Source organism: Mucilaginibacter gossypiicola (assembly GCF_900110105.1).
GTDB lineage: Bacteria > Bacteroidota > Bacteroidia > Sphingobacteriales > Sphingobacteriaceae > Mucilaginibacter > Mucilaginibacter gossypiicola.
Map to the genome: position 1 here is coordinate 281,204 of NZ_FOCL01000004.1, position 18,712 is coordinate 299,915.

The following is an 18,712-nucleotide window of genomic DNA, read 5'->3' on the forward strand; positions in this document are numbered from 1 at the left end:
TAATGTTACAAACGGAGGGGCGGGCTGATGCAAGGTGAGGCTGTTGATAAGAGTAAGGGTATAGGGTCATAGGCTAATTGTTTATATACTAACTGATAAGTAGCTGTGTTGTTTGAATAGCAATTTATTTTACCCCCTTAAATTTAAGGCTTTGCCCCCCTTTTTTCTGATTCTATTATTGCATTTTTGATTTAACAACCAATTGGGCCTGCATATCAACCTGCCTTTTTCTTTTTGGAACAGTAAACTTATAGTTACATATCAAAATAACCTGCTATGAAAAAACGTGGACTCTTTTTTTCGATACTGAATATTGTATTTTTATCGGGCCTGCCAATGTTATTGGCGCTTAAAAGCCCCGACCCGAAATTAAAAGTGAAATGGGAACAGCTTTTTAACGGAAAGGATTTAAAGGACTGGACTGTTAAGATCAGGAAGCATCAGTTAAATGAAAATTTTGGCAACACTTTTAGGGTTGTTGATCATAAAATCCAGGTGAATTATGATCAGTATGAAAAATTTGATGAACAGTTTGGACATTTATTTTACAAAAAACCTTTTTCATATTACCTTATCGGTGTTGAGTACCGTTTTACAGGCAACCAGGTAAAAGACGGGCCCGGATGGGCATACCGTAACAGCGGGGTTATGATACATGGTCAGGACCCTAAAACAATGGGGCTCGATCAGGATTTTCCGGTATCAATTGAAGTGCAGTTGCTGGGTGGTAACGGTAAAGATAAGAGGCCAACAGCCAATGTGTGTACTCCCGGAACGCAGTATGTGCTTGATAACTCGGTTGTTAAAAGCCATTGCCTTGATTCAAAGTCGGCAACCTTTCATGGCGATCAATGGGTTAGGGTAGAGGCTTTAGTGCTGGGCGATTCGTTGGTGGTACATTACGTAAACGGCGAGGAAGTGCTGCGCTATCAGCGCCCGCAATTGGATCCGGTTGGCGGAGCAGAAGAGGGTGCGCTGTTAAAGAGCGGTACAATTTCTTTACAGAGCGAAAGCCATCCCGTTGAGTTTAGAAAGGTAGAAATTGTTAACCTTGAAAAATATGCACATGATCCTCAGCAATTAGCCGCGGTAATACAGCAACTAACGGCCGAAAAGAGGATCCCTAAACAATGAAAATATCCCAAGCAATTTTAAATTTGACCTATAACCAATAAAAAACAATGTTAAAGTTTTCCCTATCCCTATTTCTCTGTATCTCCTTTTTATTAACCTTCAAATATTTTGCAAATACCGGCAATAATGAAACAAAGCCGGCTAAAAGCAATGTTTTAGCTTCAACTGTAAGGCAAGGTTTAAATCATTCTAAAAGCGATTCGCTTCATTGGCCTGCAGGTTTTACAATTACCAGGTTTGCAGGGCCTGATCTTACACCAAGTCCGGCTTGTTTGGCCGTGGCTGCTACCGGTGAGGTATTTGTTGGGGTTGATATGATTGGCTCATTGGGTAAAGACCCGGGGAAAGGGCGAATAGTTAAACTTATAGACAGCGATAACGATGGCAAGTTAGATAAGCATACAGATTTTGCCGATGTTGACGATCCGCGGGGCATTCTCATTATGGGCGATCAGGTTTTTGTGCTTCATACCGTTTTTTCAAAAGAAACCGGTAAAGCAAATGGTATGATCCTCGAAGTTTTTGAAGATAAAGATCATGACGGCATAGCCGATGGCCCGCCAAAACCACTTATTGAACATTTAAGCAATGCACATATGCTGGCCGAACGCGGTACAGACCACGCAACCAATGGCATCCGTATGGGCATTGACGGATGGATCTATATAGCAGTAGGTGATTTTGGTTTTCATGATGCAACAGACCGCGATGGCAAAAAACTGACCATGCTTGGTGGCGGCATCATAAGGGTGAGGCCAAATGGTAAAGAAATGGAGGTTTATACGCATGGTACGCGTAATATTTATGATGTTGCCATTGATTCGTATATGAACGTATTTACCCGTGATAATACCAATGATGGCGGTGGCTGGAACATTCGTTTTTCGCATCACATCCAATCTGGCGAATATGGTTACCCCTTGCTTTTTCAGCATTTTACTGACGAGATTTTGCCTGCACTGGTTGATTTGGGGGGCGGTTCGGGCACAGGCTCGCTGTTTATGGATGAACCTACCTGGCCGGCGCAATATAATCATGTACCCATGACCGCCGACTGGGGCCGAAGCGAGCTTTATATAAACCGGGTAAAACCGGATGGAGCCAGCTTTACACAAGCCGAAGAACCATTTATTGAATTACCACAGATTACTGACCTTGACGTGGATGGTTCGGGAAGACTTTACCTTTCGGCCTGGGATGGCGCCGGATATTCAGGCAGTGCGTCAAAAGGCTATGTTATCAGGGCGATACCTAACGGATGGACATATAAAGCTTTTCCTGATGTTAAAGCGATGTCTGTAGCTGATTTAGCCGGTATGTTAAAATCAGAAAGTGCCGTTGCAAGATTAAATGCTTCACAAGAGCTTATTGCAAGACCGGCAGATGAAAGCGCCAGGGCAGCTTTGGCAATAGCGTCGGACAAGGGAGCGCCATTATACGCAAGGGTAGCAGGCGTTTTTACTTACGCTCAAATTGCCAGGGAAAGTGGAATATCTAACCTTGTACAACTTGCTCAGGATGACGCTTTGAGGGAATTTGCGTTGCGTGAGTTAACCGATAGGAAAGAGGGAATAGCACAGGTACCGATCGCTCCTTTTTTAAGCGGTTTAAAAGATCCGTCGCCGCGCGTGCAGGCTGCTGCAATTATAGGCCTGGGACGTCTGGGACGTTTAGAGGCGGCTTCCGAATTGCTGAAAACCAAAGTACCTGCAAGTTTTGTAGCGCCCGCTAAAAATACAGAGGGCCCGCATGCAACTCCAAATTCGGCTATAATATTGCCTCACCTGGCTGTAAGGGCACTTGTAAGTATGAATGCGGTTGATGCATGTGTTAGTGCAATCGGTACAACCAATTCAACATTGGCATTATGGGCATTACGTTATATGTATGATACTAAAGCAGTAAATGGTTTAATTGCTGCTTATCCAAAAGTTAAAGATCCTAAAACAAAAAAACAGATACTGGTAACACTTGCCCGCCTTTACAAGCAGGAAGCACCTTACGATGCATCATGGTGGTGGGGAACCCGGCCAGATTCACATGGCCCTATTTACAAAGGGATCACCTGGGATGCTTCACCACGTATCGAAAAGTTCCTGACACTGGAGCGAAGCAAATCAGGTGCTGCAGGTAAACAGTTTTTTGCTGATTTGAACGAGCGGCATCAAATGGGTATTACAGCATTTGGAGGAGAAGAAAAAAGTACTGCGCCAAAAGAAGCTAAAGTGGATTTGGCAAAAATCCTGAATAAAAAAGGACAGATAGGCAATACGTCAATCGAGGATGTGATGTTGATGTTGGCCAAAGTTAAAGGAGATCCCAAAATAGGGAGAGCGCTCTTTACACGGCAAGGTTGTGTTGCCTGCCATAGCCTTACCCGGGGCGAAAAGCTAAAAGGTCCGTTTATGGGGCAGATCGGCTCGATCATGAACCGTCAGCAGATCGCCGAATCCATTTTAAAACCGAGCGCTTCTATTTCGCAGGGATTTGCCACTGTGATGATAACAGCTAAAGGCAACAAAAACTATATGGGATTTATTACGGACGAGTCGGCCCAGAAAATAGTGATGAGAAACATCACCGGGGATGTATTTACCATTAAATCAAGCGATATACTTACCCGTAAGGAATTGAAAACATCCATGATGCCTGTGGGCCTTGCTAATGCATTATCATTTGATGAGTTTGCTTCACTGGTTACTTTTTTATCTCAGCAAAAAAATTGATCCGGGAGGCTAAGGTGAAGTGATTGTTTGGGAATCAGTGGACATAAAGTATCTTAGTATTTAATTAACCGGTAACCTGACTTCCGTTTAGGCAGGTTACCGGTTTGAATTTAAAACCAGTAATATGCAACACAAAGCTGTATCGCTCAGGCCATTCATCGGTGCCAGGGATTTTGAAACTTCACGCAGTTTTTATCGCGAACTGGGTTTTGAAGAAGTTGTATTGGATGCTAATATGTCGGTGTTTAAGACCGGGCAGCTTGCATTTTATCTTCAAAACGCCTATGTTAAAGATTGGGTAGATAATACGATGTTGTTTCTGGAAGTTGATGACGTTGCCAGGTACTGGAACGGATTGCTGGCTTTAGATCTGCCTTCAAAATATGCAGGTGTAAAATTAACCCCCATCCGTGTAGAGCAATGGGGGAGGGAATGTTTTTTGCATGACCCGTCCGGGATCCTCTGGCATTTTGGCGAATTTTCTAAGCCTTAATTCTTTTTGATTGATGAAAGGTTAAAAGCAATTGTATTAGCCTGCGGTTTTAGTCGAAATAGTATTCCGTTCCACGGTTGGGAGAATATCCCTTTGGTGGCTTTGAAAACGTACGGAGTTCCTTCAAAACTGCAGTTAATTTGTTTATTTCTGATAGTTTCAAAAGGCAGTTTCACCCCGGAAGCTGTGGTCATATCAAAATACCAGTTATCAACCTGCGTACTTACCAGTTTTATTGATAGCTGTTTTTCATTCAGGTCGATTTCAAAAGTACCTTTAAACGATGTGAGTGGCCACGATATGTGAAGACTTTCCGCTGTTGGATGGGTATAAACGGGATCTTTACCTGTTAAAGGAATTTCTTTGCCGTTAACTAATGCTTTAAGCCTTAATCCTGCTATCTGACCGGGCTTGCTCCAGATATAGCCGTCTATTACCGGTAGGGTGAAGAATGTACATTCATTTGAGGTTGCTACCTGTTTGGTATAAACGGATGGGAAGTTTTCATCAAAAAGATGAAGATCGCGGATGCGGAGATTGCCATTTTCCCATAACAGGTTAACCCTATAAAAGCGGCTGTTAAACCATACGGTTTTTAAATTACTTTCGCCAAGGTCATGGCTTACCGTGAATGATGTTGCCGGGGTAACTTTATATTGTTTTTTAAACCAGAGGCCCGAGGTTTCCATGGTTTCTACCCTGATCTTGTGCTCATCTCTTAACCGGGCTATCAATGGCATCTGGATTTCGAAGCCCTTATCCATGGCATCCCAGGTAAAGGAATTTTCCTGGCCAGCCTGGGTATAATTGAAGCCAAGTGCTTTATCCTCTGTAAACGATTTGAAAAACCAGTTTACCCATTCGGCATCGCCGCCTCCAAATTTGTAAACAGGCTCTAAGGTCACCACACCCTGGCGTGTTGTGCCGAGGCCATTATCATACTGTCTTATCGGATCGCTGCCCAGCATCCTGAAAATAGGTACCGGAATTTGGTTGGCTGCATTTTGGGCGGGCATGTATGAGTTGATCTTGCTGGGATAGTAAGCCTGGTTCCAGTAACCACCCCATAAGGTATAGCCGTCTGTGCCGTACTGGTCCTTACAATTGGCTGATGCTACAATGTGGTATTTTTGATACATATACTTCAGACTGTAGCTGTCAATAAACCATGACGCAACCGATTTGGGATAATAACCGAATACTTTTTTAAAGTCGGTCATGTAAACATCTATCAGCTTTTCACGCTCTTTAGGTGTATAACCGGTAGAGAAGCCGATGTTTGCGCGCCAGTCCCACGGATAACGGCCCCGCCATTTGAGGCCGGCTTTTTCAACCTGGGGTTGAGGAATTTCCCACCATGCGCCAATTTCGAATGAAGTACGGGGTAAAGCTTTCAGTAACTTTTGATACCGCGGATCGATCAGTGCATCATACTGCAACAGAAAAGTACCGCCAAGTTTATACTTTTTCATGATCTCCACCTGTTTCACCACAGTTTGGTATAACACATCTTCAGTAATAGCCGAATCCCGCGGTTCAAGCAGGCGGATGAAGTTGACGATGTTAACGATCCGTGGCGTTGACGGTTCTTTAGTCGGAAAAGTTTGACTATAGGAGGGGAGGTAACATAGCACACAGATGCAACAAATGCTGGTAATAATGAAGCGGAAATTACTGCGTAGGTTTTTCATTGAGATGGATAGCGTAAGTGCATTTAAACAGGAGTGGCAATTACCCTGCTTTGATATAAAGCTTATACTGGTAAGCTAAGCTATTTATAACAATAAAATCTACTGTCCTTATCTGTCTTTTACATACGAAATTGAATTTGAAAAAGGAATCTAATATAAACGTTGCCAATTTTTGTATTATTCTACCATGAGTATTTGTATATTATTTGATAACGATTGTAAGGTTTTTGCGGATTGTATCGGCTTTATCATTTAATGTTTTTGCTTCAATCTTAAATGTGCCGCTCACTTTGAATGGATTGGTAACCGCTATTGTAGTGGTATGCCCTGCTGTATTTGCAAACGCAGGATATACCAATCCTCCACTGCCGGCACCTGGGGTTATGGTAAACCAAATTTTTTGCGGATCAGATGGTAGTCCTCTGCCAGGGTTTCGCGAAATAGCGGCTGTAAGGTTAAAACTTGTTGAAGTGTCGCTGTTATAATTATCGGCAGTTAAGAGCATATCGTCGGGAAGGGCCGGCTTAAAATGTATCACGGTATCAATGCTGATTGATTTGACCGTTGCGGTTATCTGAGCGTCTCCGGCAAGTGGCGAACGAACAACTGCCTGGGCATTCCCTGCGGCATCTGCCGTAACGGTCATTGTCTTATTCCCGTTTAAAAAATTTCCAAGGGTGGTACTCATGGTAATGGTTCGGTTTGAGGAGGCGCTTTCGGCATTAATGTGCAGCCCGATAACGCTGGTACTTACCGTATCAGCTTCGGGAGTTACAGTGCTTAAACTGGTGATCCTGATAATGTCAGAAAGCTTCGGCCCATCGGCATTTCCGACAGAATATGCGTCATCATCTTTTTTACAGGTACATAACAATAGTAAATATGCCGCTAATAAAAATAATCGTTTCATTGTTTGCTTGGTTTTAGGAATATGAGATGTTACCAGAGGCTTTATCACTATCTGTTCCGTTGGCAGTTGTAGCAACAAGCTCAACTACACAAATTACCGGTTGTGCAGGCGCATTTAATACGATAAATTTTATGGATTTGCTCAAATCTCCGGGAGGGGCACCCACTTTAAATGTTTGCGAGTATGAAATGGATTTAACGTTTTTTCCCTTATCATCGACTATAAAAATGTTGGTATCATTCGGGCAAATACTGAAGGTGAGATCAACATCGTTATCGGATGCTTTGGTTACAAATCCTTCATAAGTTAAATTTACCGAAGTTGTCCCTGCATGAATTTGCTGCGGATCTAAAGCGAGGTTACCGATTGAAACACTCATAATATTAATTTTTTTTTGATTAATGATTTATTTGAAAATCGAATCTCCGATACCTGATAATAATGATTTAGCATCCAGATCTATTGAAAAAGATACAAATGGACTAAGGGAAGTATGATAATGGTCTGTGCTAAGCAGGGGATTATTGTTGTAGCGGTAATTTACCATAGTTCCGGCATTGATTTTGAAAAATGAAATCAGCTTAAATCCGTAACCGAGCATGAGTCCTTTATTACCGATGAAACCTTTCCTGACGTTATCCTGTTCAACCGAAGCCAGCGTTATGCCGATAAGGAGAGACGAACGTACCGCCAGCCAATCTCCAAATGAATCATATTGCGATAAAGGCACAGATCTGTCTATCGGACGGAAATAGATATTAAAGCCCGAATAAGCGAGCCCTCGGTCCATTCGGCCTACATAGGCATAGCCTACATCCAGATTTACATACAACTTGGCATTTTTTTGAAAATCGTCTACATAAGTATCGTTTTGCCGTAAATAAATATAAGTATTAGGCAGGATCACATCTTCAATAAACTGCTTGGAAATAGCATCTCTCAAATTGGGCACATTATCAAGCTTGCTTTGGATATCAGCAGTTTTTTGCGTGAAAATAGCCTTGTTGCCATCGTCGGCAGCAATTGCATCGTTAATGGTTTTTAACGATTGTACTATTGTTTTATACTCTGCATCATCTTTTGTTATAACACCCCAGTTTATGGTAGTTTTTAAAGCTGTTTGAAGGTTAACGATTTTTGCATGTGTTGCAGCATATGAGGGGGCCGTGGTCATATCAAACAATTTGTCTGTTGCATTCATCATAAGCTGAAAATTACTTAAGAGGTTCTGAACAGTTATTGTAGCTTTAGCAGGATCGAGGCCACTTAAGTCATAGTTAGGGTTAACATCTTTCACGGCTTCGCTAAGCACTTGCCGGCTTTCGGTATTTTTTTGGTTAATGAGTGCATTGGCATCAAACGTGCCTGCTAAACCGGTGCGTGCCAAAGTAGTGATCAATCCTGAAACCTTCAAGCTTGCCTGTAATTTTGCTTTCAAGTCGCTTTTTTGAGCACTGGTTAAGGTTGATTTGATCCCGGTAATAATATCAACCGAATAAGACGTGTTGGGCAGCATTTTCCACCTGCTGCGTACTTTACACTCGTTGATATTTGCTCCTACTGCGCCGTCAGGCCGTTCCCACCTATCTGATTTTAGTTTAACTGCATAAACGTCCAGGTCATTGGGGCCGTAAGTTCCCGGCTTTGGCTTTTTGAATGGTTTTAGATTGTCTTTGATTAGTACGATTTCAATATAAGATACATTGGCAGGTATTCCTTTAAAATAAAACATAAAAGGCCTGTCAAAGGGTAATACCCTGTCAAAAGTGCCTGTACTCATATCATAGGTAACAGGAATTTTATCATAATTCCTGTCATCAGCCGCCGGGCTGGTTGGGTTGACTGTTGCCACAGGTGTTACTGGCGCGGTTGTATCCGGAGTTGCGTTGTTTTTGTCAGGATCTTGAGCCCAAGTATCCATCCGGCCAAAGCAAAGCAGGATTAAAAATAATAAGACAGGTCTCATTTTTGTATATTTTAAAGCCATAGTTAATATTTATTCTTATATATAATTCGCGAAAGAAAATTTACCCTTGGTAATTAATATAAACACAGGGTTAATAAAATTAATTATTTGATATTCAGAATTGTATGTGTGTTTTGAAATCAAAACAGATGTGTTTTTTGTTATAAAGTAAAGGGTTTATGATAAAGATAATATAAAATAGCAGCAAAAAAAACGGGTATTTTCACGGTATTTTTCCACAGTGAAAACACCTGCTGGCTATCGGTTAAAAACTCATTGTTTTTTAAAACTACTGCGCTTTTTATGGCGAATAATGGATTCAGTTTTCTTTACCTAATCAGTCAAAGGGTATATCAAAGCGTTAACTGTTTTAGAATATAGATTGATTTCCCTTTACATCGAATTAAAATAGGCTTGTCACTCCATCGTAATAATTTATACATTTATTTTAAACAAATGTTTTAATCAAACGATTGATTAATTTTGTGCCATTATTTAAGACATAAAACTTTTATCAAATGGCCGAGTCAGGATTTAAAAAGTGGATAATTACCATCACGGTAATTATTGCTTCATTGTTAGAATTAATAGATACCACCATAGTTAACGTTTCCATTCCTCAAATTCAGGGTAACCTGGGGGCTACAATAACTGATGCCGCCTGGGTTGTAACAGGGTATAGCGTAGCAAACGTTATCATTTTGCCCATGTCGGGTTGGCTGAGTAGTTTTTTCGGGCGCAAAAACTACTTTTTAACTTCCATCATTGTGTTTACCATCGCTTCATTTTTATGCGGCAACGCCAGTAGCCTGACCGAACTTGTTGGCTTCAGGATTTTGCAGGGCTTAGCAGGTGGCGGTTTACTTTCAACATCACAAGCCATCCTGATTGAAACATGGCCGGCAGAACAGTTGGGTACAGCTACTGCATTGTTTGGATTAGGTGCAGTTGTGGGCCCAACCATAGGGCCTACCATTGGCGGTTACATAACAGACCATGCCGCCTGGCGCTGGATTTTTTACGTGAATATACCGGTAGGCATCCTGGCTTCGATCTTTACGGTGATGTATGTAAAAGTAACGTCTCGTGATGGGCGGGATAAACCTATTGACTGGTGGGGCATTGTTTTACTGGCCATTACGGTAGGCAGTTTGCAAACCATATTGGAGAAAGGGGAGGATGAAGATTGGTTTGCCACTACATATATTATAGTACTCACATGTACAGCGGTTATTGGTTTGCTGCTTTTTTTATGGCGCGAGTTAAGTACCGACCATCCTATTGTTAATTTCAAAATTATGAGGCACCGGAGTTTTTCTGCCGGGATGGTTACCTCGTTTATACTGGGAGTTGGCTTGTACGGGTCCCAATTTGTTTTTCCGGTTTTTTGTCAAAACCTGCTGGGGTTTTCGGCCCAACAAACCGGCGAGATCCTGCTGCCCGGCGGTTTGTTTACTATTATGATGATGCCTTTTGTAGGGATTATGCTTAACAAAGGGCTGCCTGCACAATTTATGGCTGTAGGCGGTATGATATTGTTCTTCGTTTTCTCCTGGTTTATGAGCGGCTCGACACTGGCATCGGGCACCGGCGATTTCTTTTGGCCTTTAGCCATCAGGGGTATTGGTTTATCACTTCTTTTTGTACCGCTTACTACCATTGCCATCGGCGGTTTAAAGGGGGCTGAAATAGGGCAGGGCACCGGTCTGAACAATATGATGCGGCAGTTGGGCGGCTCGTTTGGGATAGCCGGTTTAAATACGCTGATCCATATCCGCGTGGCAACGCACCGTAATAACCTGTTAAGTAATATTAATCCGTATAACAATTATTTTACCGACAGATATAACGCGCTGCTGCACGGGTTTATGGCTAAGGGGAAATCATTTTTTGACGCTTCAAAAATGGCGTACGCTGCTATTGACGGTACTGTAAACAAGCAAAGCACACTACTAAGTTATAATGACGCTTACATTGTGGTTGGTTGGGTGATGCTGGCTGCCATTCCGCTGATATTTTTAGCGCCGATTGTAAAAGGGCAAAAGGCTGTAGCTGATACACATTAATCAGTCGCGGATGATATATGTTTTTGAATGACTAAATTTGAAAGATATATCATCCATGACTATAACCGCCGAAACAACAACCGAAGAAAAAATATTGAGTGCAGCCAGGCGCATCTTTACTAAAAAAGGCTTCCTGGCAACTACCGTACGCGATATAGCTACCGAGGCTAATACCAATGTGGCGTCGGTTAACTATTATTTCCGCAGCAAGGAGAATCTTTTTGCGTTTATCATGGACGAAACTATAAAAAAGCTTTTCGATAAAATTGAACCTGTTTTAAATGATGAGTCTTCTTCAGCCATCGAAAAAATAGAGATTTGTGTAGGATACTATATCGACCAGCTTTTGGAAAACCCCGATTTTCCATTTTTTATGGTGAACGAGGTGCTTGCCGGGCAAACCACCTTGCCTATGGTCGAAAAAATTAAAACGCTAACTGATTCTGTTTTTGCCAAACAGCTTTACGCATTGCAAGCCGATGGCGTCATGAAATTTCATCCTGTTAACCTGATGTGGAATATTGCCGGAATGATCGTTTTTCCCTTTCTTGTACGACCGCGGCAACTGGAGGCCGGCTATTTTGATGCCGCCGAATTTACAACGATGATAAAGGAAAGAAAGAAGCTGATCCCGATCTGGATAGCGCAGGCCTTGAAGGGCGTGTAGAATATCGACCTCTATTCCCCAACGGCCTTCATAGTAAACATGCCGCTGTAATATTTGCGGTAGGCATAACCCAGCAGCAGGTTAGGTACAACAAGTGTAACCCCCATAAGCCAGCCCGATGGTACCAAAAATGTATGGAACAACAGTACATTTAAACTGATGGGGAACAATACCACTGCCGAAAACGGTGCGTAACGATTAAACATCAACGATAGCCCACCCACTATTTGTATCACCTTTTGCATCGGATAAAAATAGCCTGTGCCTTTAAGCCCGGCTATGAATGCACCTGCTTTACCGGTATGCAGCGGCTGATAAGGAATAAAATGTAAAAAATAATCGAGACCGAATATCAGGTAAAGTGAGCCGAGTAATACCCGGCATATAAGTGTTGTAGTTTTCATGATTGTTTATAACCGGGTTGAATTTATCGAAAATTAGTGATCAAACTAATACTTTGAAAATATTACAAGCGATATAAACAAATCGGGGAAAAAGAGTTCGGATAGTATTAACGGGCAATAATGTACAGGTGTTCCTCCTTTAAAAAATCTACAAGGTCAACATCCAAAACCTTTGCTATTTCAATGAGCCTGGCAAGGGTAAGCTTAACGTTGCCCAGCTCTATTTTGCTGAATGTGTTTTGCGATACTTTGAGTTTGTAGGCAACGTAAAACTGGGTGTAATTTTTTTCTTCCCTAACGGCTCGGATCCTATTAGCTATAAGTTTTTCAGTGAGCATATTTTTCTTTAAGTTGATTGGTTGTTTAATGGATAAACGTAATCATGAATGCTTCGGATTGGGGGATATGGCGAATAAACACTTAGGTTGTTTAATATAATTTAATAATAGCCTTACTCTAAATCAGGGTGTGGTTAAAATACTGGTATTGAGGTTGTTGTATTGTTGTTGATCGCGGCTTAAATCTGCCTTGTGTTATGCTCCGTAGCTTCTTCCAAACAATTAAAGCAATAACATATGAAAAAGATGATCATCGCAGCCATTGCATTAGTAACTTTTGCAATAGCTCCTAAAGCTAACGCTCAAACCAAAATGGTAGGCGGCGCAGCTATGTACCCAACTAAAGATATTATCGATAACGCGGTAAATTCAAAAGACCACACCACACTTGTAGCTGCCGTTAAAGCTGCGGGGCTTGTTGAAACTTTGAAAGGCGACGGCCCGTTCACTGTTTTTGCTCCAACCAACGAAGCATTCGACAAATTGCCGAAAGAGACTGTTCCAACCCTGTTGAAACCGGAGAATAAGCAAATGCTGACCAAAATTCTTACTTATCACGTTGTAGCGGGCAGGTTAAGTTCGGCAGAGCTGTGGGCTAAGGTTAAAGCAGGAAAAGGCAAAGCGGAATTGAAAACAGTTGCAGGTGGCACACTTACCGTTATGGCTCAGGGCAAAAAGCTATATCTTGTTGATGAGAAGGGTGGCAAATCATGGATTACTATTGCCGATGTATTTCAGAAAAATGGTGTAATCCACGTAGTTAATACGGTACTGATGCCAAATTAATTAAAATTGAGGGGATATAATAAAACAGCCCGGTTGCTTAAAAGCACCGGGCTGTTTTGTTTTGGTGTTGTACTTAATGGGTAGGCACCGGATTGGTTGGTGTTGTTGGGCTCGATGGATTAGGTGTAGGGCTTGGTGTTGGTGCCGGCGCGGGAATGTTTGGTGTATTTGGCTGCGGTACCGGGTTAGGGGTATTAGGTGTTGGCGAAGGGTTAGGGGTTGGAGTTGGTGTCGGGGCCGGTGTAGGCGTTGGCACCGGCATCGGTACTCGATTTGGTTCCGTTGGTGTCGGAGTAGGAGTAGGTGTTGGCGTAGGAGCAGGGGTAGGCGTCGGCGTTGGTACCGGTGTTTTTGGTTTCTTTTTATTTTTACCCGGTACGGTATCTGTTTGCATTGTATACTGTGATACAGTTGCGCCATTATTGTGAGGCTTGTGGTCGTTTGCTAAGGCAAATGAGCCGGCTAATGACAGGGCAATAGCTGCGGCTGCTAATCTTAAATTTTTCATATTTTTCGTTTTATTTATGAAAAGTTAACTATTAATATAACTTTCATTTGTCGTAATAGTTTTAAAATTTATAAATCAGTGCTAACCGTAGTTGAAGCCAGGCGCATGAAAGAATGCTGTTCCCCGGTTTGTAAATAGGTAGTTTATTGCGGGTTTATATCGAGCCCTTATATTTGTGACTAACATCAACATACACCACCTATGAATCAACATACACCACCTATGACCGAACTTGAAAAAATGATATCCGGCGAGCTATATAATGCCGGGGATGCCGAACTTGTTGCTGCCCGTTCAAAAGCCCGCCAGTTATTTACGCAATATAATGCCGCCGGCTATGATGATAAGGAAACCAAGACCGCACTGCTAAGGCAATTGTTAGGGGATTTTAAGGGCAATATAGATATTCAATCACCATTTTACTGTGATTATGGCTTTAATATAACAGCCGGCGATAATTTGTTTTTGAATTTTAACTGCATCATATTGGATTGTGCCCCTGTTACTTTTGGCGACAATGTGTTCCTGGCACCTAATGTGCAGCTTTATACAGCTTATCACCCGGTAATAGCTGCCGAGCGCATCAAAGGGCCTGAGTATGCAGCTCCTATCACAATCGGCAATAACGTATGGCTGGGCGGTGGTGCAATTGTATGCCCTGGGGTTACTATTGGCGATAACACTACTATAGGTGCGGGAAGTGTGGTAACTAAAGATATTCCGGCCAATGTTGTAGCTGTAGGCAATCCATGCCGGGTGATCAAATCTCTTTGATCGGGCTAAGATCAACCGAAAACAAAAGGTTGATCCATTCCCTGGATCTGGACTTTGTATTGTGGGGGAAGAAGGGCATCCCTAAAAAATTTTGCTGGTCTGAGATTTTTTGTGACCTTATATATTTTTAATACAGGCCAAAGCCAGGCGGTTTTGCCCAGCGGTAGTTGTTGGCTTACCTGCGTGGGGACGGTTAATAGTTGCGCTTGTTTCAGGATCTGGTAACGGGTAAAACCAAGGTGCTTTTTGTACTGACGATATAAATCGGCAGTAAAGGCGCTGTTAATAAGGTTATGCTCAAGATGATCCTGTCGCATCTGCAGGTAGTGGTCATAATTTATTGGCAGGCGTTTTAACTGCATTCGATCACCAACGTTATAAAACACATTAAATACCTCAGTTTTTTCAGCAATGCTGAGTGGTTTTTCCAATAATTCATATGACCGGATAGACAGATCGATCAGAAGAAACAGTACATCACGATAAGCCCAGTCGGGTATTTGGGAACCGCGGGTTGTTTCAACGTTTTTGTGTATGGCAGTTATCTTATCGATGGCCTTTAAGGCCGCTTCGCGCTCCGAAAAGAGGATCTGCCGGGAATAAGCTACGGTGCTAAACAATCGCGCTAAAGGATCGGCCGGAAGTTTTCCCGTGAAATAGAGCCAGTCGACAGCCTTATTTAAAGCAAATTCAGCTGCTGCGCCTGCAAAAATGAACAGGATGGTATCTGCCTTGCCCCAAATCCTGCGCACTATCGAATGTTCATCTACAAAAAGTTCCATACTATATAATGTTAGCTTTTGATAAGTTGTTTTTGGCCTTATTATAAAACAGTTCGGCGATTATTACTATAAATATGCCTGCGGTATAACAAAGCATATCTCCCCATGAAAATGATTGCCCAAGCAGTATAGCAGCCAGTTTTGAGTTTTGTAAACCAAGATGTTTAAGCAGGGTAAAGTGCTGGGATATTTCGACTATGTAAGAAAAGATCAGTGTACCGATGGCTGCCACAGGCCAGGGTATATCAATTAAGCATTTTACAAAGCAATAAATAAGGATAACCACTAAAAGATCACCGCCAAAAGGGCGAATGAGATCATCATGCATATACATGCCGATGAATACTTCAATTATAAAAAGTAGTAAAGTTAATATGGCGTATGATTTATTTAATTTCATTTGGGATATGTAAAAGTACTTTGTATTTCAAAGTTAATAAATGTTTTTATGCCCGCAACAAATGAATGTAACTTTTTATCACCTGGGAAGAGGTAGCTTTTATTTGTGCTGCTAACTTTTGTGGACTTTTTAGGTTGTTTAAAACTTAATTGCTAATTTTTATAGTTTTTAAAATGCAACAGCTATACTTGTATTTTAATTTAAGCAGGGATATGGTAAACGCAGTTTTTGAGTTTGAATTTAATAATCAGGTTATTGAGTTTGATATAAGCGATAAGGATTTGATGATAAACGCCACAGAGATGGGCAAAATATTCGGAAAAAATCCGGCCGAGTTTTTAAAGTTGAAGCAAACCAAAGATTTTATAGAAGAATTGAAAAATTTGCCCTTGCCTTTTAATGAAACGAATGAAGAGCGCAGTTATGCAGATAATCAGGCCGATCTGGAATCGATGATATTTGTAAACAAGATAGACGGTTTGTGGATGTGCGAGATCCTGGCATTGAAATTTGCGGGCTGGCTAAACCCTAAATTTGAGGTTTGGGTTTACAGTACCATAAGGGAGTTTTTGCCCAATTTGCGTGATAATAATGAAGCCTATAAACAGATTGTGAAATTTGAAGATCAATTGGAAAAACTCGTAAAAAAATTACAGGGTAATTCAGATTTTCAGTCGTATATGCTATTGCAGGAAAAATTGAAAAAGCTGCCTTACAGGATCAAAAGGAATAATCAGGCTACTTTAAGGCAGTACAGGCAATTAAAGGCCATTTAACTATCATCGTTTTGCGGGGAAGGCCCCATGCTTTCTCCGCTATACTTTTTACTTTTCTTCTTCCTACAATCTTCTTAACTCCAGTTTGCTAACCTAATGTCATTAAATCGTTGTTGATTTAGTATTAAATAATTGTTATCCTATTTTTTTTACTTTCGCTTTTTATTAGCTCCCCGGGGTAAATTAGGTTTGATCAATTCCTGCCGGTCAAGCCTTTTGGGAAACTAAAGCAACGTGTTTTTCATGGAAAGTAAATTGAGGTTGGCCGAATATAAAGTACTTTTATACAGGCTTTTTTTGGGGTATTTGTTCTATTTTATTGCAAGGGTTTTGTTCTTCGCGTTCAACACGCACCTGTTTGCGGTTGATAGCGTTTGGGCTTTGCTTAAGCTTTGTTATTATGGTATGGCTTTTGACACCACGGCTTTACTGTATATCAACAGCTTGTTTATCCTGCTCAGCGTTTTGCCCTTAACTGTGAATACGCGGCCGGCGTTTCAAAAAGGTATGGCTATCCTGTACTTTGTTACCAACTTACTTGCTTACGCTACCAACTTTGTTGATATCATTTATTATCGCTTTAGCCAGGTACGCTCAACCAAGGCAACGCTTGATGTGTTGGCCGATGAAAATAACAAGAAACTGTTGTTTACCCATTTTTCTGAGGCTTACTGGTATGTGATCATCATATTTATACTGTGCGCAGTCTGCTGGATCTGGCTGTATAAACGCGTAAAGCTAAAACCGGCTATTGTAACAGATAAGAAAGTGTATTTTCTGTCGTCGATAGTATCTTTCCTGCTGATCCTTACACTGGTTATCGGAGGCATCCGGGGCGATTTTGCGCATAGTACGCGGCCCATCAATATGGTTGATGCCTACAAGCACATCACTGTACCTAACCAGGGCGATATTGTGCTGAATACCCCTTTCGCTGTTTTCCGGACGCTGGGAACCAATAATTACAAGCTTCAGCATTGGGTGGACGAGGCTTACATCAACACCAATATAAAACCTATAAAACAATATAGCACCAAACCGGTTGCTAAGCCCAATGTGGTGATCATTATACTGGAAAGTATGGCCCGCGAGTATTGGGGTAGCATGAACCGCGATGTTAATATACCGGGCTTTAAATCATATACCCCTTTTTTAGATTCGTTATCTAACAGCAGCCTTATATTTACCAACGCTTATGCAACCGGCCGGCAATCTATTCATGCTGTATCGTCGGTAATAGCGGGGATCCCGTCGTTTCAAAATGCTTTTACCTCATCACCGTATGCCAAGCAAAAGATCCAGTCGGTAGTGTCGGTTTGTGATAGTATGGGGTATCAAACCTCATTCTTTCATGGGGCAGCCAACGGATCGATGGGCTTTCAGGGCTTTGGCAGTATTTTAGGTTATCAGCATTATTATGGCCGTACCGAATATAACGATGATAAAGATTTTGACGGGATCTGGGGGATTTGGGACGAACATTTTTTCCCGTTCATGGCACGCGCGCTGACAGATCAAAAGCAGCCTTTTATGGCTACGCTGTTCACACTGTCATCGCATGATCCGTATCAACTGCCCGAAAAATATAAAGCGAGGTTTAAAGGCGGTCCGCTGGCTATTGATAAATGCGTTCAGTATACTGATAACTCTTTAAGGATCTTTTTCAATTACGCTAAAACGCAGCCATGGTTTAGTAATACCATTTTTGTGATCACTGCCGATCATACCAGTCAGACTTATTATCCTGAATATAGTAAACAGGTTAACCGCTTTGCGGTGCCTATCCTGTTTTACAGTGCCAACAGCGCATATAATTTGAAAGGCGTACGTACCGATCTGGCGTCGCAAATGGATATTTACCCAACGGTGGTGGATTTGATTGGTTATAACAAACCCTTTAGGTCATGGGGCAGAAGTTTGGTGAGTAACCAACCCGATGAGCAGCCCAAAGTGATCAATTCAACAGGAAATATCTATCAGTTTATGCAGGGTAATTACACCTACCTGTTTGATGGTAAAAACTTCACCGGCATTTTCGCAGTGGCTGATAAAGGCCTGGAGAAAAACCTGATGACTGCACAGCCAAACGCCGAAATGCAAAAAGGCATGCAGGATTGTAAGGCACTGATACAGGATTATACGGATAGGATTGTGAACGGGAAGCTTGTGGCGAAGTAGGGATTCGATAGAAACGGATACGACTAATCTGTGCGGCAGGCGCACTTATTTGCTACATAATCCACACCATCCCAACTTTTCAACAATGCCCTAAAACACCTGTTAATGCATTA

At 41.8% G+C, this 18,712-nt stretch carries 18 protein-coding genes; 9 read left to right on the forward strand and 9 right to left on the reverse strand.

The genetic code is table 11. The features are described from left to right. The first annotated feature begins 276 nt into the window (after positions 1 to 276). From BMX50_RS14905 to BMX50_RS14915, 3 genes are all read left to right on the forward strand, one after another. Positions 277 to 1,134 (forward strand): 3-keto-disaccharide hydrolase, encoded by an 858-nt coding sequence (locus BMX50_RS14905; RefSeq protein WP_208864717.1) that lies wholly within the window; start codon positions 277 to 279, stop codon positions 1,132 to 1,134. Positions 1,135 to 1,181: 47 nt separating this feature from the next. After that, entirely contained in the window at positions 1,182 to 3,860 is a 2,679-nt protein-coding gene (locus BMX50_RS14910; RefSeq protein WP_091211335.1) for a DUF7133 domain-containing protein, read from the forward strand. A 124-nt stretch (positions 3,861 to 3,984) separates the two neighbouring features. Continuing rightward, positions 3,985 to 4,353 carry a VOC family protein gene (locus BMX50_RS14915; RefSeq protein WP_091211336.1) on the forward strand — a complete coding sequence of 123 codons (369 nt, stop codon included), beginning with the start codon at positions 3,985 to 3,987 and terminating at the stop codon, positions 4,351 to 4,353. On the opposite strand, the gene BMX50_RS14920 is transcribed toward BMX50_RS14915, so the two are convergent. The 4 genes from BMX50_RS14920 to BMX50_RS14935 all read right to left on the reverse strand — a co-directional run bounded on the left by BMX50_RS14920 (position 4,350) and on the right by BMX50_RS14935 (position 8,920). Further along, a complete protein-coding gene (locus BMX50_RS14920) occupies positions 4,350 to 6,044 on the reverse strand; it encodes a hypothetical protein (RefSeq protein ID WP_208864718.1) in 1,695 nt (564 codons plus the stop codon). The genes BMX50_RS14915 and BMX50_RS14920 overlap by 4 nt on opposite strands. A gap of 202 nt (positions 6,045 to 6,246) precedes the next feature. Then, complete coding sequence (locus tag BMX50_RS14925; protein WP_143065182.1) at positions 6,247 to 6,954, reverse strand: hypothetical protein; 708 nt, start codon at positions 6,952 to 6,954, stop codon at positions 6,247 to 6,249. A gap of 13 nt (positions 6,955 to 6,967) precedes the next feature. Beyond that, entirely contained in the window at positions 6,968 to 7,333 is a 366-nt protein-coding gene (locus BMX50_RS14930) for a hypothetical protein (protein WP_091211338.1), read from the reverse strand. A gap of 27 nt (positions 7,334 to 7,360) precedes the next feature. After that, a complete protein-coding gene (locus BMX50_RS14935) occupies positions 7,361 to 8,920 on the reverse strand; it encodes a hypothetical protein (RefSeq protein WP_143065183.1) in 1,560 nt (519 codons plus the stop codon). Between the two features lie 518 nt (positions 8,921 to 9,438). Between BMX50_RS14935 and BMX50_RS14940 the strand changes: the two genes are divergently transcribed. Both BMX50_RS14940 and BMX50_RS14945 read left to right on the forward strand, forming a co-directional pair. After that, a complete protein-coding gene (locus BMX50_RS14940; protein ID WP_091211340.1) occupies positions 9,439 to 10,986 on the forward strand; it encodes a DHA2 family efflux MFS transporter permease subunit in 1,548 nt (515 codons plus the stop codon). A 55-nt stretch (positions 10,987 to 11,041) separates the two neighbouring features. Next, the gene (locus tag BMX50_RS14945) at positions 11,042 to 11,653 is read left to right on the forward strand and encodes a TetR/AcrR family transcriptional regulator (protein ID WP_091211341.1); all 612 of its coding nucleotides are present in this window, start codon (positions 11,042 to 11,044) and stop codon (positions 11,651 to 11,653) included. An 11-nt stretch (positions 11,654 to 11,664) separates the two neighbouring features. Here BMX50_RS14945 and BMX50_RS14950 read toward each other — a convergent pair whose 3' ends face one another. Both BMX50_RS14950 and BMX50_RS14955 read right to left on the reverse strand, forming a co-directional pair. Then, positions 11,665 to 12,057 carry a DoxX family membrane protein gene (locus BMX50_RS14950; RefSeq protein WP_091211342.1) on the reverse strand — a complete coding sequence of 131 codons (393 nt, stop codon included), beginning with the start codon at positions 12,055 to 12,057 and terminating at the stop codon, positions 11,665 to 11,667. 107 nt (positions 12,058 to 12,164) lie between these two features. Further along, positions 12,165 to 12,395, reverse strand: a complete 231-nt coding sequence (locus tag BMX50_RS14955) for a helix-turn-helix domain-containing protein (RefSeq protein WP_091211343.1) — start codon at positions 12,393 to 12,395, stop codon at positions 12,165 to 12,167. 237 nt (positions 12,396 to 12,632) lie between these two features. Between BMX50_RS14955 and BMX50_RS14960 the strand changes: the two genes are divergently transcribed. Next, positions 12,633 to 13,181: a fasciclin domain-containing protein gene (locus tag BMX50_RS14960; protein ID WP_091211344.1), complete on the forward strand. Its 549-nt coding sequence runs from the start codon at positions 12,633 to 12,635 to the stop codon at positions 13,179 to 13,181. 73 nt (positions 13,182 to 13,254) lie between these two features. Here the strand turns inward: BMX50_RS14960 and BMX50_RS34750 are convergent, their stop codons facing one another. Next, complete coding sequence (locus tag BMX50_RS34750) at positions 13,255 to 13,689, reverse strand: hypothetical protein (protein WP_091211345.1); 435 nt, start codon at positions 13,687 to 13,689, stop codon at positions 13,255 to 13,257. Positions 13,690 to 13,890: 201 nt separating this feature from the next. Between BMX50_RS34750 and BMX50_RS14970 the strand changes: the two genes are divergently transcribed. Continuing rightward, positions 13,891 to 14,463 (forward strand): sugar O-acetyltransferase, encoded by a 573-nt coding sequence (locus tag BMX50_RS14970; protein WP_244281002.1) that lies wholly within the window; start codon positions 13,891 to 13,893, stop codon positions 14,461 to 14,463. Positions 14,464 to 14,474: 11 nt separating this feature from the next. On the opposite strand, the gene BMX50_RS14975 is transcribed toward BMX50_RS14970, so the two are convergent. Next, complete coding sequence (locus BMX50_RS14975) at positions 14,475 to 15,245, reverse strand: oxygenase MpaB family protein (RefSeq protein WP_091211346.1); 771 nt, start codon at positions 15,243 to 15,245, stop codon at positions 14,475 to 14,477. A gap of 1 nt (position 15,246) precedes the next feature. Further along, entirely contained in the window at positions 15,247 to 15,645 is a 399-nt protein-coding gene (locus BMX50_RS14980) for a ribosomal maturation YjgA family protein (RefSeq protein WP_091211347.1), read from the reverse strand. Positions 15,646 to 15,818: 173 nt separating this feature from the next. Here BMX50_RS14980 and BMX50_RS14985 point away from each other — a divergent pair, with 173 nt between their 5' ends. Together BMX50_RS14985 and BMX50_RS14990 are read left to right on the forward strand one after the other, a co-directional pair. After that, complete coding sequence (locus BMX50_RS14985) at positions 15,819 to 16,421, forward strand: KilA-N domain-containing protein (RefSeq protein ID WP_091211348.1); 603 nt, start codon at positions 15,819 to 15,821, stop codon at positions 16,419 to 16,421. A gap of 243 nt (positions 16,422 to 16,664) precedes the next feature. Then, positions 16,665 to 18,599 carry an LTA synthase family protein gene (locus BMX50_RS14990; RefSeq protein ID WP_091211349.1) on the forward strand — a complete coding sequence of 645 codons (1,935 nt, stop codon included), beginning with the start codon at positions 16,665 to 16,667 and terminating at the stop codon, positions 18,597 to 18,599. The last annotated feature ends 113 nt before the right edge of the window (positions 18,600 to 18,712 follow it).

Bases quoted from the DNA above. Each gene is read 5' to 3' on its own strand.
- BMX50_RS14980 (WP_091211347.1), bottom strand. From the start codon at position 15,645: ATGAAATTAAATAAATCATACGCCATATTAACTTTACTACTTTTTATA.
- BMX50_RS14950 (WP_091211342.1), bottom strand. From the start codon at position 12,057: ATGAAAACTACAACACTTATATGCCGGGTATTACTCGGCTCACTTTAC.
- BMX50_RS14930 (WP_091211338.1), bottom strand. From the start codon at position 7,333: ATGAGTGTTTCAATCGGTAACCTCGCTTTAGATCCGCAGCAAATTCAT.
- BMX50_RS14920 (WP_208864718.1), bottom strand. From the start codon at position 6,044: ATGAAAAACCTACGCAGTAATTTCCGCTTCATTATTACCAGCATTTGT.
- BMX50_RS14970 (WP_244281002.1), top strand. From the start codon at position 13,891: ATGAATCAACATACACCACCTATGACCGAACTTGAAAAAATGATATCC.
- BMX50_RS14975 (WP_091211346.1), bottom strand. From the start codon at position 15,245: ATGGAACTTTTTGTAGATGAACATTCGATAGTGCGCAGGATTTGGGGC.
- BMX50_RS14960 (WP_091211344.1), top strand. From the start codon at position 12,633: ATGAAAAAGATGATCATCGCAGCCATTGCATTAGTAACTTTTGCAATA.
- BMX50_RS34750 (WP_091211345.1), bottom strand. From the start codon at position 13,689: ATGAAAAATTTAAGATTAGCAGCCGCAGCTATTGCCCTGTCATTAGCC.
- BMX50_RS14915 (WP_091211336.1), top strand. From the start codon at position 3,985: ATGCAACACAAAGCTGTATCGCTCAGGCCATTCATCGGTGCCAGGGAT.
- BMX50_RS14925 (WP_143065182.1), bottom strand. From the start codon at position 6,954: ATGAAACGATTATTTTTATTAGCGGCATATTTACTATTGTTATGTACC.
- BMX50_RS14985 (WP_091211348.1), top strand. From the start codon at position 15,819: ATGCAACAGCTATACTTGTATTTTAATTTAAGCAGGGATATGGTAAAC.
- BMX50_RS14905 (WP_208864717.1), top strand. From the start codon at position 277: ATGAAAAAACGTGGACTCTTTTTTTCGATACTGAATATTGTATTTTTA.
- BMX50_RS14990 (WP_091211349.1), top strand. From the start codon at position 16,665: ATGGAAAGTAAATTGAGGTTGGCCGAATATAAAGTACTTTTATACAGG.
- BMX50_RS14935 (WP_143065183.1), bottom strand. From the start codon at position 8,920: ATGAGACCTGTCTTATTATTTTTAATCCTGCTTTGCTTTGGCCGGATG.
- BMX50_RS14940 (WP_091211340.1), top strand. From the start codon at position 9,439: ATGGCCGAGTCAGGATTTAAAAAGTGGATAATTACCATCACGGTAATT.
- BMX50_RS14945 (WP_091211341.1), top strand. From the start codon at position 11,042: ATGACTATAACCGCCGAAACAACAACCGAAGAAAAAATATTGAGTGCA.
- BMX50_RS14910 (WP_091211335.1), top strand. From the start codon at position 1,182: ATGTTAAAGTTTTCCCTATCCCTATTTCTCTGTATCTCCTTTTTATTA.
- BMX50_RS14955 (WP_091211343.1), bottom strand. From the start codon at position 12,395: ATGCTCACTGAAAAACTTATAGCTAATAGGATCCGAGCCGTTAGGGAA.